At 35.6% G+C, this 11237-nt stretch carries 16 protein-coding genes, 3 pseudogenes and 1 riboswitch; of the genes and pseudogenes, 4 read left to right on the plus strand and 15 right to left on the minus strand.

What is annotated here, in order from left to right; genetic code table 11:
• Window positions 1–134, plus strand: a pseudogene (locus tag ACFFHF_RS13555) (Tn3 family transposase); the annotation flags it as partial.
• Here the strand turns inward: ACFFHF_RS13555 and ACFFHF_RS13560 are convergent.
• The 7 genes and pseudogenes from ACFFHF_RS13560 to ACFFHF_RS13590 form a co-directional block, all read right to left on the minus strand.
• Window positions 123–431 carry a hypothetical protein gene (locus tag ACFFHF_RS13560; protein ID WP_377058414.1) on the minus strand — a complete coding sequence of 103 codons (309 nt, stop codon included), beginning with the start codon at window positions 429–431 and terminating at the stop codon, window positions 123–125. The pseudogene ACFFHF_RS13555 and the gene ACFFHF_RS13560 sit on opposite strands and share 12 nt — an antisense overlap.
• A gap of 6 nt (window positions 432–437) precedes the next feature.
• Window positions 438–554 (minus strand): annotated as a pseudogene (locus ACFFHF_RS13565) (helicase); the annotation flags it as partial.
• Window positions 555–767: 213 nt separating this feature from the next.
• On the minus strand, window positions 768–1175 hold the full coding sequence (locus ACFFHF_RS13570) for a GNAT family N-acetyltransferase (protein WP_377058391.1): 408 nt from the start codon (window positions 1173–1175) through the stop codon (window positions 768–770).
• A 36-nt stretch (window positions 1176–1211) separates the two neighbouring features.
• Window positions 1212–1391 carry a hypothetical protein gene (locus ACFFHF_RS13575; protein WP_160549402.1) on the minus strand — a complete coding sequence of 60 codons (180 nt, stop codon included), beginning with the start codon at window positions 1389–1391 and terminating at the stop codon, window positions 1212–1214.
• Between the two features lie 227 nt (window positions 1392–1618).
• Complete coding sequence (locus ACFFHF_RS13580; RefSeq protein ID WP_377058392.1) at window positions 1619–2197, minus strand: biotin transporter BioY; 579 nt, start codon at window positions 2195–2197, stop codon at window positions 1619–1621.
• Between the two features lie 184 nt (window positions 2198–2381).
• A complete protein-coding gene (locus ACFFHF_RS13585) occupies window positions 2382–2735 on the minus strand; it encodes an MEDS domain-containing protein (RefSeq protein ID WP_377058393.1) in 354 nt (117 codons plus the stop codon).
• Between the two features lie 266 nt (window positions 2736–3001).
• Window positions 3002–3907, minus strand: a complete 906-nt coding sequence (locus tag ACFFHF_RS13590) for an AraC family transcriptional regulator (protein ID WP_160549404.1) — start codon at window positions 3905–3907, stop codon at window positions 3002–3004.
• A 130-nt stretch (window positions 3908–4037) separates the two neighbouring features.
• On the opposite strand from ACFFHF_RS13590, the gene ACFFHF_RS13595 reads away from it, so the two are divergent.
• A complete protein-coding gene (locus ACFFHF_RS13595) occupies window positions 4038–4949 on the plus strand; it encodes an EamA family transporter (protein WP_377058394.1) in 912 nt (303 codons plus the stop codon).
• Window positions 4950–5047: 98 nt separating this feature from the next.
• Here ACFFHF_RS13595 and ACFFHF_RS13600 read toward each other — a convergent pair whose 3' ends face one another.
• The 8 genes and pseudogenes from ACFFHF_RS13600 to ACFFHF_RS13635 form a co-directional block, all read right to left on the minus strand.
• Window positions 5048–5326 carry a DUF3231 family protein gene (locus tag ACFFHF_RS13600; protein WP_377058410.1) on the minus strand — a complete coding sequence of 93 codons (279 nt, stop codon included), beginning with the start codon at window positions 5324–5326 and terminating at the stop codon, window positions 5048–5050.
• A 69-nt stretch (window positions 5327–5395) separates the two neighbouring features.
• Complete coding sequence (locus tag ACFFHF_RS13605; RefSeq protein WP_377058411.1) at window positions 5396–5884, minus strand: DUF3231 family protein; 489 nt, start codon at window positions 5882–5884, stop codon at window positions 5396–5398.
• Window positions 5875–5997 (minus strand): hypothetical protein, encoded by a 123-nt coding sequence (locus tag ACFFHF_RS13610; RefSeq protein ID WP_377058395.1) that lies wholly within the window; start codon window positions 5995–5997, stop codon window positions 5875–5877. Before ACFFHF_RS13610 ends, ACFFHF_RS13605 begins: the two co-directional genes overlap by 10 nt.
• Before the next feature lie 269 nt (window positions 5998–6266).
• Complete coding sequence (locus ACFFHF_RS13615) at window positions 6267–7586, minus strand: TrkH family potassium uptake protein (RefSeq protein WP_160549409.1); 1320 nt, start codon at window positions 7584–7586, stop codon at window positions 6267–6269.
• Between the two features lie 2 nt (window positions 7587–7588).
• A complete protein-coding gene (locus ACFFHF_RS13620) occupies window positions 7589–7726 on the minus strand; it encodes a TrkA C-terminal domain-containing protein (RefSeq protein ID WP_160549410.1) in 138 nt (45 codons plus the stop codon).
• 74 nt (window positions 7727–7800) lie between these two features.
• Window positions 7801–7927: riboswitch (cyclic di-AMP (ydaO/yuaA leader) on the minus strand.
• A 55-nt stretch (window positions 7928–7982) separates the two neighbouring features.
• Entirely contained in the window at window positions 7983–8594 is a 612-nt protein-coding gene (locus tag ACFFHF_RS13625) for an FMN-binding negative transcriptional regulator (protein WP_160549412.1), read from the minus strand.
• Between the two features lie 22 nt (window positions 8595–8616).
• Window positions 8617–9125, minus strand: a pseudogene (gene paiA / locus ACFFHF_RS13630) (spermidine/spermine N(1)-acetyltransferase).
• Window positions 9126–9149: 24 nt separating this feature from the next.
• Window positions 9150–9602: a MarR family winged helix-turn-helix transcriptional regulator gene (locus tag ACFFHF_RS13635; RefSeq protein WP_377058396.1), complete on the minus strand. Its 453-nt coding sequence runs from the start codon at window positions 9600–9602 to the stop codon at window positions 9150–9152.
• 116 nt (window positions 9603–9718) lie between these two features.
• On the opposite strand from ACFFHF_RS13635, the gene ACFFHF_RS13640 reads away from it, so the two are divergent.
• Together ACFFHF_RS13640 and ACFFHF_RS13645 are read left to right on the plus strand one after the other, a co-directional pair.
• Entirely contained in the window at window positions 9719–10363 is a 645-nt protein-coding gene (locus ACFFHF_RS13640; RefSeq protein WP_340903811.1) for a YczE/YyaS/YitT family protein, read from the plus strand.
• Window positions 10364–10462: 99 nt separating this feature from the next.
• Window positions 10463–11221 carry a carbon-nitrogen hydrolase family protein gene (locus ACFFHF_RS13645; protein ID WP_377058397.1) on the plus strand — a complete coding sequence of 253 codons (759 nt, stop codon included), beginning with the start codon at window positions 10463–10465 and terminating at the stop codon, window positions 11219–11221.
• The last annotated feature ends 16 nt before the right edge of the window (window positions 11222–11237 follow it).

Below are 11237 nucleotides of genomic sequence, written 5' to 3' on the forward strand. Positions count from 1 at the left end.
TAGAAGTCATTTTACGTGGACAAATAAATACAAAGGTCATTAAAGAGAATTATGAGGATGTTTTGCGATTAGCTCATTCTATAAGGGAAGGAACAGTTTCAGCATCCCTTATTATGGGGAAATTAGGCCAATTCCATGGTTTCAGTTTTCTTAGCAAATTCCCTAATCCCTTTCTCGATGTCCTTTTCATTTTCGAATTCATAAATAAAAAAGGGTTTCTCACTTAACAGATAACTGCCTGGTGTTACATTTCTTAAATCGGTCCCGAAGCTGTTCCCATGTGGAATATCTGCTTCAACTAATTGAATACCATTCTCTTGTAGCGTCTTTACAACGTCTTCTTCCGAAATATGAGAACTATCACTGACCGATTGACAGGAAACCAATAACAAGAGAAAGTATAAACTTAGAATCTTTCTCAGTTCACTCACCTCACCTCATGATTTCTCACTTCTTCCATTTTGGCAAAAGATAAAATGGTCCTCAGGATTCCAAACATGCAGATGGTCTGCCAAGTATCCGCGTAGCCACAATACACCGTTTATTCGTTGTAAGGCCGCCAACCTCAAACTGTTCTGGAGATAAATGTGCAGTGAGGGTATATCTTTTCATTTGGAATATGCATTTTAAGTCACTCCTTACAAAGGATGAACGGATTTATACTATAATATAGAATAATGACTCAAGAGAGTTTCCAAGCTAGATCTTTACATACGGACTAACTGGGGAATGGTTTCAATTTTTAATAAAGTTACCTTAATGCATAATTATAAAAACAGCATCATACCAGGTGCATCCAATTCTCGGGTTTTAAAGCCTAGTTTCTGATAAAAATCTTGTTTCCCTTTTGCACAAAATAATTGAACCCACTTGATTCCTTCCTTTTCACATTTGCTTAGCAATGCTTTCATTAACTTTTTCCCGATTCCTTGTTTTTGGTGATCAGGATGAATCATGACATCACAAATAAGAGTTTGATATATTCCGTCAGATATTATCCGGCCAAATCCTATTAAATTTTTATCATGATAAATAGAAACGGAGTACCAACTGTTGCAAATAGCCGTATATAGTTGGTCATATGTATATAAGCCTTTAGCATTCCATCCAGTTGTTTGATGCAAACTGATAAAATCTTCCTTTGTAGGACTTAAATCATCGAGTTTAATCTCCATAAATATCCTTCCCCCATCCTGTAGTACATCTATAAATTATTTTTTCAACCCATAACCTTGATAAACTAACTCCCAGTTAAGAGGTCCAGCCATTCTGTTTTCTATTTGTCCCAAAGACTTAAAGCCATATTGTGCATAAAGAGAATGTGCATCTTTTGTAGCCAGTTGGAAACTTGTTCCTTTTAATTTAATTAAATAATTTTTATCTGTAATCATTCTCTGACATGTATTTACCTCCTAAATCATATTTGTATATTTATACCATTAATCACATTATTATTCAACTATTCAAAAAAAAGAGGACCAAGAATTTCCGTTTGGTCCTTTACAAAAAATATTAAAACTTTATTTACACATTTCGAAACTCATTTACAGTGAGAATAATAGGTAAATATCTTTCCCTAAGATGGAGCTAAAGCATAAAATACAAATCAATAATATTTTTAGGCTGATTTTGTTTGGTCTTTTTCTTCTGTAAACAATAGCCTTGCAGAGATTAATCGGTTTCGTACTATAACACCAATCCACGAAGCAAGGCAAGCTTTGATTAACCCAACAAGGATAAATGGAGTAAATCCACCTGCAAATGCAGCTGACCAAGAAAGATCGGCAGCAATCTTTAGCCAAGCTGTGCCAAATGTCAAAGTAACAAGCATACCAATACTATTAGCAATCACAGCATTCTTGAAGTTGAAGCCTCTTTTTTCCATAAACCATCCGATTATGAAGGCAGTTGGAAGGAAACCAACTAAATAACCTCCAGTAGGTCCAATAAGCTTTGAAACTCCCCCTGAAAATTCAGCGAATACGGGTACTCCTGCAGAACCAATAATTAGATATAAAATGACCGATAAGGTTCCATAACGTGAACCCAGGATGGTTGCTGCTAAGCCAATGGCAAGGGTTTGTCCTGTAATTGGAACGAGCGGAAGTGGAATGGTCATTTGAGCCAATACTCCAATGATTGCGGCAAAAAGCGCTGTCACAATCATCATTCTTAATTTCAATTGTTGATTTTTCATTTGTTTCTCCCCTTTTATTGTAAACTAATTTTTATTTTTGGTTAACAATTAAACTTTATTAATATTTTGAAAATTTGTCAACAAAAAAAGAGGTGTCAGGTCACCTCCTAGGATTTATTTTACATACACCTCAATTATGACTTTTCAAGCTAAACTTCCGTTTGACGTTTATCAAAAAGATATGTCACTCTTCATCCGTGACCGTTACGTTATGACATTCAATTAGAATGCGTACCCATCTATCAGGTATTTTGCTTGAGTCATAAGCACAGACCGAAAGTATCTTCTTTTTATCAACTAAGCTTTCAGCAAGCTTTTCAAATTCTTCTATTTTATCATTAACTTCTTTTTCATCGTCCCATTCAACATGTGCCCATGTACGCACAAACTTTCCCAGTACAAGTTCTTCATTTTTTATTCCTGAAATAATAAACGAAACCACTGTTTCAATGTATTTCTTAGTATTAAATATATAACAGATATGCCACCCTCTTTCTTTATTCCATTCTTTCACAACTGACATCAAAGAACCATTCATCTTATTGCTCCCCTTAATCCAATATTGCAAAAAAAAGCCAGCATAGGAATAGGGAGAATTCCCCAATCCTATACTGGCATTAAAATCTAGCTTATAAATCTAGACTCCGTTAACCTTCACATTTTCAGTTTTCCAATTGGGTTCTTCACTATTTTTACTATAAATCCTAGTAGACTTATTACTAATTACTTAATCAAAAGCATTTCCATTTTATTATTAACTACCTCTATTGTTTTAAAAAATGGCCCCTTCTAACAAAATGCCTCTCATTGTTCAAGTGTATTCGTTCCATTCCTTTTATACTTTTTGTAGGCTAACGGTGTCATGCCGATCGCATTTCGGAATTTATCAATGAAGTAGCTGGTGCTGTTAAATCCTACCTGATAGGCAACATCGGTCACATTGGAATCGGATTGTTGCAATAAAATTAAGCTTTTTTGGATGCGGTAATCAGTGACATAATTCAAGGGCGTGTTCTTCAACATCCGTTTGAAATAGCGACAACATTCCGATCGGCTTAATTGGCCAGCTCGTGCAATATCCTCCAAAAGAATTTTCTCCGCATAATGCTGATGGATCCAATGGAGCATTTGCTTCATTCGTTGGCTTTTTACAATTTCCGATTGCTCGACCTCTAATGAAACACCATTCATGATAAGATTCTTCCAAATATACGTTAGATGTACACTGATGTCAATTTCATAGTAAGAAGGTTTTTCTTTTATCAACTGACTGATTTTCATCATCGAGTCTAGAATCGTACTCGCCCACTGCTCGTTGGCGGATAGAATTATATAAGGGATATTCGTCGCCTGAATATAGGGATATACGAAGGTGGAATACAGCTCTTGTGAGAGAACAAAGCTTGGTAGAACATTCAAACAAAGATACACACAACCCGAATCATTTTTATCTTTTGCCATGTGAAGGCAGCCAGCATTAATAAATAGTCCTTCCCCTTTTTGAACCGTAACCACTTCTTCATTGATTTGAAAAATGGCCTCTCCTTTTATCACCATAACAAACTGGAATTCTTCATGCCAATGAAGCGGGATATATCCATTAATATTTTGATTAATCGTCGTTTCGTAACAGGCAAAAGGTAACACCACGGTTCGATGTGCTGTTAATTCTTTTAAACTATGGTCAATCATAAAATTTTTTATTTGCATGGTATCACCTCAATATTCTTATATTTTTCTACTCAATATAGATATTTTTTCACGGCTTCCCAAGGTAAGATAGTACATATTATAGCACTATTTTTATATTTAAAGGAGAAGCCAAATGAGGAGAAGCCAAATGAGGAGAAACAAAGGGATTTTTCTAGTGATAACAGGAGCGACGTTTTGGGGAATTGGAGGAACTGTGGCAAAAAAGCTTTTTGAACAATATGGAATCGATATCGATTGGCTGGTAACGACGCGATTGCTGATCGCTGGATTTTTACTTTTAACCATCCATTTCTTTGGAAAAGATCGTTCGCAAATCCTTGGAGTTTGGAAAACCAAGCATACGGCCATTCCTTTAGTCATTTTTGGTTTACTTGGAATGCTTGCCGTTCAGTACACCTATATGGCTTCCATTCAACACGGAAATGCTGCAGTGGCCACTCTATTACAATATTTAGCACCTGTCATGATTATCGTTTACTTGATTTTACGCCAACAAGCCGTACTTACAACAAGAGATTTGATTACCGTTTCGCTAGCCCTAGTCGGGAGTTTTTTCTTATTAACAAACGGCTCCATCTCTCAATTATCTGTCCCTACACCAGCCATCGTTTGGGGATTATTATCAGGAGCCGCCTTAGCCTTTTATACCTTATATGCCATTCCCTTACTCAAACAATACGACTCTCTTGTTATTGTTGGATGGGCGATGATTATCGGTGGTTTTGCCTTAAGCTTTATCCATCCACCTTGGCAAATTGATTTGAAGACTTTACCTTTCGAAGCCTATCTATACCTCATCTTTGTTATTATTTTTGGTACCATGATCGCCTTTTGGTTTTATATTGAAAGTTTGCAAAGTCTACTCCCTAAAGAATCTAGTCTACTAGGAAGTATCGAACCACTTGCGGCCGTATTAACCACCGTCTTTTGGTTAAAAGAACCCTTTGGAATGTTCCAATGGGTAGGCACCACTTGCATCCTTTTCATGATTGTATTTTTGGCCTTAAGTAAAGCCTCTACTTCAGAGGTAAGTTACTAAATAGCAAATGCCCCTTTCCTACTTTGCTGAAAGGGCATTTTTAAAAATATCGCAGTATTGATTTCATCTGGTAATTTATTTTTTGTCAGTACATTAAATTAGTTATGTATGATTTTTCTGTCATCCGCATTAGGAGGTTGCTCCATCCAATTATTCATAATCATTAACTTACCAAAACTTCCATAAACAAGTAAATCATCTAAAATTGCTTTTTCACATAACATTGCAATATCTGCTCTCATACTGTAAATCGCAGCAGTTCCGTAATAGGATATAGCTGCAGCAAATAAAGAGCCTGCATGAAACAACATAAGTTTATCAGAAAATGGTGCTATATTTGAATTTGTTAAATCTGAGTCAAATGTACGAGGGTATATGCAGGTTTTCTTCTAGTAATAATTTTGAAAAAATGCCAAGGTGTTTATTAGCTGCATTAATACACTTTTCTAGAACCTATTTACTTCTTTATCTTTACATACTTGTCTAAAGGCGATTAGACATCCCTTTGTAATGGAACTTTTTTCTAAATTAAAATATATATTACCACTTTCAAGAGAATTCATGGTTCTTTTATTACCAAATATATCCGTTACATAATCAAGAGTGCTGATAAAATGAATTTTATCTGGTGTTGAATACAATGGTGGTTTATCTATAAGATTTTTATTAACAAGGACTGCTAATGTTTCGTTATATAAATCCATAGTGGTAATATTACATTGATAATAAAAATCTCTTATATTCTTACGAATGGAAAGAGTAAAAGCTAGGCTGTAAGACTGTGCTGCGTGCATAGACATAGTATGAATATAATGTAAGCAAAAAATATCAGTAAATAAAGGAGGAGCATCCAAATTAACATCTTCTTCATCAAATCCTTTAGGAACAGGAAAATCTTCTTGTTTAAATACTTCCTTCAGTTCTGTTAGAAAGATCCTTTGGAGCCCACCTTTATCTTTCTAACAATAAGGTCAGATGTATCGTGAAAAGTGTTCTTTATATTCATCATATTTTCTTTTAAGCAGTTTTGAATTTCTATATTAGTCACCCTTCTCCCTCCCTTAAAAGTGAGTATTTGGAATGGTCAAATTACTATACTTTTACAAGCAATCTGAACTGTCGGATATAAGGTGTTCTGATTAGAAGTGAAACAAAAAATTGCCATTGAAAAAGCAGTTGATGTGATAATCAACTGCTTTGTTTTTTTATTTCGGTTAATAGCTTCATGTTCATGATATGAGAATAAACATGAAGTAATCTGCTTTAAATTAATATGCTACATGAAATGTTAAATTTAGGAAGCTTTATGTAAATTGATCAACCTGTTAACACATCTTCCTGCGGATAACGGATTTTCGACTTTTCTTGACGTGCAAGAGAAAAAGCAAACGTTAAAGGACCTAACTTGCCTGCAAACATGACAATAATAATGACCAGCTTACCGATGATCGAGAGAGTTCCAGTGATTCCCATGGATAAACCTACTGTCCCAAACGCAGAAACGACTTCAAACACAATCGGTAGGAAAGCTGCTTCTTCTGTAATGGTTAATACAAAGATGGCCAAGAAAATTAAAGTTAAAGAGATCATAGTAATAGCTAATGAGCGGAATATGATGGTTTCAGCGACCGTTCTTCTAGCCACTACAATTTCTTTTTTACCTTTGAGGTACGTTACCACAGCTAACACGATGACAATGAATGTCGTTAGTTTGATTCCTCCACCCGTCGATGCACTGCCCGCACCTACAAACATTAGTAGTATCATAAAATGGATCGTTGGATCACTCAAACTTCCAATATCCAGACTGTTAAATCCAGCTGTTCTAGTTGTCACTGCTTGAAAATACGATGCCCACCATTTTTCAACCAAGGATAAGGAGCCAAGTGTATTCGGATTTCCATATTCTAAAATGAAAATGAAAAGCATGGCAACAATATTTATAGAAAAGGTACCGACAATCATTATTTTTGAATGTAAACTAAGTTTTCGAAAGGTATCTTTACTTTTTAAATCGGCTAAAACCGTAAATCCAAGACCTCCAATGATAAACAATAATGTGATGACAATATTTATTATTGGGTCACCTACGTATCTACTAAGTCCATCCGACCATAACGCAAAGCCAGCATTATTGAACGCAGATATAGAATGAAAAAAGCTATAATAAATCCCCTTCGACCACCCCAGCTCTGGAACCCAGCGTAAGGACAACAACACCATGGCAATGAATTCAATAACTAATGAAAAGAAAAACAAGTTCCTGACTAATTGAACGACTCCACCAAGTGAAGTTTGATTCATGGATTGTTGAACAAGGATTCGCTCCCTAAATCCAATCTTTTTTCCAAGAACCATAAAGATTAAAACCGCAAATGACATAATTCCCAATCCGCCTAATTGAATCAATGAGACAATTACAATCTCGCCAAACAAGGTGTATGCTGTTTCTGTATCAACCACTGCTAGGCCAGTAACAGTCATGGCTGAAGTTGCCGTAAATAGTGCATCCCACCAACTGATCGATGTCGTGGTTGCCCATGGAAGTTTAAGAAAAATCGTTCCTATAATAATAAAGATAGTAAAAACTAAAATTAATAATTGAGAAGGATTCATGTTTATCATCTTGGTTTTCATTCTTATACACCTTTTTCTTCAAAGCGATTCAAGTCTGCATTATGACCAATCACAATCAACACATCACCCTTTTGGAGAATTTCTTCAGCAAGTGGTGCCACAATCACATTGTCATCGCGCTGCACAGCTATTTGTTTCATCTGTAACTTCCTTCCCTTTCTTGATTAAAAAAGACCATTCTAAAGAATAGAATGGCCTGTATGTATAAAAATACATCCACCCTCAATAACACCTACGAGGTTAGCTGACGGATTAGGAGTTGAGAGTCTCCTTCTACAAATTGTAGATTCACCCCAAAAGATTGGTTCCCCCGCTCAATAAAGATTCGGCTTTTTTATTTAGTTTTATCTTAGACAAATATATTACTTGCACAATATACTGTCAATAAAGAATCCATTACTTTTTTAGATTAGCCTTCATCAAAGAAGCAATCTGTTTCTCATCTGTATTTGAACAACGATCTAGTTGTTCAATAACTAGCTCTTGTCGCTGTGTAGAATGGTTTTGACTTAACTTCGCTTTTCCTTCGATTTTATTGATTTTTATTTTGAAACCTTGAATTCCTTTGTTCATTCCAGTGAGAAACTCACCATCTACGTTCTGTAATTTGTATGAACTGTCAGGAGCCTCATATTTTAATACCATTTCATGTAAAGAATTCATTAACTCATGTTCATCCTCTAAAAGCTCGACTTCTCCATACACATGAACAGTCACGTAATTCCATGTTGGAACCGCCTTATTTGTCTCATACCAAGATGGGGAGATATAACAATGAGGACCATGGAAAATAGCTAGTACGGTTTGATTTTGGATATTAGTCCACTGAGGATTGGGACGAGCAAAGTGTCCGTATAAGTAGGTATTCTCCTTGTTCAACATTAATGGTAAATGAGTGGCGAATGGCATTCCGTTATTTTGAGAAATAAGCGTCGCAAAACTATGCTCTTTCATTATATCGTAGGCTATTGTTTCATCTGTGATCTTAAAATAGTTTGGAATATACATGTAATTCCCCTTTCCTAAAAAGTTAGATGAGTGTTTTCGTCATGATCAAGTCCCTTTGTTCCTCATCACCCATATAAAAAGAATGCTCTCCTGTTTGGACAAAACCCATTTTCTGATAAAAAGCAATCGCATTTTCATTTTTTTCCCATACACCTAACCAGATTTTCTTCATATCACGCGCCTTTGCTATTTCTATCGCTTTATTTAGCATATATTTACGTGTTTTTGACATTCTCTTTTTATATAAATTCTCTCAATTTCAAGTGCTTCATCACCCATTTCTTCCGTCTGAGCATCCTTGGTATTTACCTTTAAATATCCAGCAAGTTCATGATTTAAATAAACAAAAAAGAATTGCGAAGAAATATTAGCTAATTCTTTTTCTAGCTGGTTTAAGTGGAATGCCCTCTCCATATAGGCCTTCATATTTTCGGGTGAATTCTGCTGCTTAAATGTCTCATTAAAAGTTACATAACTAATTTCTTGAAGTTGGCGTGAATCCTCAAGGGTACATGGTTGGATATTTATCATTAAATCTGTCGCTCCTTTATATCATCAATAATTTCTCTTGTTTCCCTTTTTTACAAATTCCCAGTCTTTTTCTACATTTTTTCTAACTCTTTGAAGATGATGGAACAAGGTTTCTACTTCTTTTTCGGAAAAGCCCTCTAACGCTACCTTATTGGAATAATCATTTTCTCTTTTGATATAAGGATAGACCTGTTTCCCTTTCTCTGTTGGAAAGAGTTTTTTAATTTTTTTGTTCTGTTGATCTTCTTTTTTTTCAATAAACCCATTCATTTCGAGTTTTTTTATCGCTCGAGCGGCTGTTGTTCGATCGACTTTTATCATTTCCGCTACCTTTTCTTGAATAATCCCAGGGTTTTCGCATATTCTCACCAAGTACAAATACTGTCCTTTTGTCAGGTCATACTCTTTAAACTCTATATTGCTTATTGAATCTAATGCTCTTGCAATCATTCCCATTTCACGAAGAATTTCCTTCATAATTCCCTCCTCAGCACGTATTTTTGTTGCAAATACAATAAAAATAGTATATGTTAAATTTAACCTAATTTTGTTGCGTTTGCAACAAAAAAATAATGATAAAGAGGTCGAGAAAAGTGAAATATGCTTTATATGTAGTAGGAATTTTCATATTAACCCTTGGTATTTCTTTCACTATACAATCAGACCTGGGCACTTCACCTTTTGATGCAGTTTTAGTGGGACTTTCCAAGACTGTGGGATTTACTGTGGGTAGTTGGGAAATCATCCTAGCTTTCCTAATCATTTGTTGTAATTCCATTTTAAAAAGACAAAGACCAGAAGCTTTGGGGTTGTTAACGGCATTGATAACAGGTATTGGTATTGATCTGTGGCTTTTTTTATTGCGCGATTGGGTTTCACCTGAACATTGGTACAGCCAATTGATATGTTTTGGAATGGGTTTAGTTGCTATAGGATTAGGAACGGCAACCTATTTACACACCCATTTTGCACCGATTCCAGTGGACCGATTAACCTTAATCATCCAAGAATTAACTAGAACAAATATATTTGTTTCGAGAACATTCATTTATCTCGTATTCTTGATCATGGCCATCCTTTTAAAAGGACCCATTGGCATTGGAACTCTTTTAACCGTTTGTTTTGGGGGTCTTATCCTTAATTCCTTTATGCCAATCACTGAAAAAGTAGTAAACCGCCTATTAGCAAGATCTAGTTCATTACCAAATTATGATCAGGATAATCACCATTCAACATAGCATGTAACAAATTTCTTAGGAAGGTGTTCTGCCATCCGCTCACTTCCCCCGTTTCATTGATATAATACTCATTATCAGTAATTCTAAATGGGGGAAATCATGAAGAAAATAAAAGTAGCTTTATTACACTTGCTGCCAATTGCAGGTGATATCGAAAATAATCAAAGGCTCATTGAAACAGCCGTTAAACAAGTGGCGGATCAACAGGTAGATTGGATTATTACCCCTGAATTAGCCGTTAGCGGATTGCAATTTTCTCAAAAGATTGGAACTCAGTGGATCAAGCCACAACCGGATGAATGGATGACAAACTTTATAACCTATGTTCAATCTTTGAATACTACTGTATTTCTTGGGTGTCCTGAACGGTCAGAAACTGGAGAGCTTTATAATTCCGTGTTTGTTATAAACCCTGATGGTCAATTAATAGGTAAACAAAGGAAGATTGCAAGTATCGATGATTGGTCTACATCTGGCACTTCCATTGAACCTATTGACATGGGTCATGTGAAAATTGGTGTATTAATCTGTGCGGATGCTTATACCCCAAACATTGCGGATACCTTTTTACATAAAGGAGCTGAGATCTTAATTGCACCATCCTCCTGGGGCCCAGGGCTACACGGCCCAAACGGTGAGTGGGAACAAAGATCAAAGGATACTGGATTGTGTGTATTTGTTTGTAATCGTACAGGAGAAGATGAGTCGGTTACCTTTTGGGAAGCTGAAAGTCTAGTTATTAAGAATGGGAAACGTCTCCTTACGCACCAATCCAAACAATCGGCTATTTTAACTTTTGAATGGGACTTAGAAAAAATGGATTTAGTCTCCCCTGACTTTACCATTACCATCATTTAATTGATCATTTACAAAA

Origin of the sequence: Robertmurraya beringensis, from assembly GCF_042433785.1 — a bacterium.
GTDB lineage: Bacteria > Bacillota > Bacilli > Bacillales > Cytobacillaceae > Robertmurraya_A > Robertmurraya_A beringensis.

Bases quoted from the DNA above. Each gene is read 5' to 3' on its own strand.
- ACFFHF_RS13570 (WP_377058391.1), bottom strand. From the start codon at position 1,175: ATGGAGATTAAACTCGATGATTTAAGTCCTACAAAGGAAGATTTTATC.
- ACFFHF_RS13575 (WP_160549402.1), bottom strand. From the start codon at position 1,391: ATGATTACAGATAAAAATTATTTAATTAAATTAAAAGGAACAAGTTTC.
- ACFFHF_RS13580 (WP_377058392.1), bottom strand. From the start codon at position 2,197: ATGAAAAATCAACAATTGAAATTAAGAATGATGATTGTGACAGCGCTT.
- ACFFHF_RS13585 (WP_377058393.1), bottom strand. From the start codon at position 2,735: ATGAATGGTTCTTTGATGTCAGTTGTGAAAGAATGGAATAAAGAAAGA.
- ACFFHF_RS13590 (WP_160549404.1), bottom strand. From the start codon at position 3,907: ATGCAAATAAAAAATTTTATGATTGACCATAGTTTAAAAGAATTAACA.
- ACFFHF_RS13595 (WP_377058394.1), top strand. From the start codon at position 4,038: ATGAGGAGAAACAAAGGGATTTTTCTAGTGATAACAGGAGCGACGTTT.
- ACFFHF_RS13615 (WP_160549409.1), bottom strand. From the start codon at position 7,586: ATGAAAACCAAGATGATAAACATGAATCCTTCTCAATTATTAATTTTA.
- ACFFHF_RS13620 (WP_160549410.1), bottom strand. From the start codon at position 7,726: ATGAAACAAATAGCTGTGCAGCGCGATGACAATGTGATTGTGGCACCA.
- ACFFHF_RS13625 (WP_160549412.1), bottom strand. From the start codon at position 8,594: ATGTATATTCCAAACTATTTTAAGATCACAGATGAAACAATAGCCTAC.
- ACFFHF_RS13635 (WP_377058396.1), bottom strand. From the start codon at position 9,602: ATGAAGGAAATTCTTCGTGAAATGGGAATGATTGCAAGAGCATTAGAT.
- ACFFHF_RS13645 (WP_377058397.1), top strand. From the start codon at position 10,463: ATGAAGAAAATAAAAGTAGCTTTATTACACTTGCTGCCAATTGCAGGT.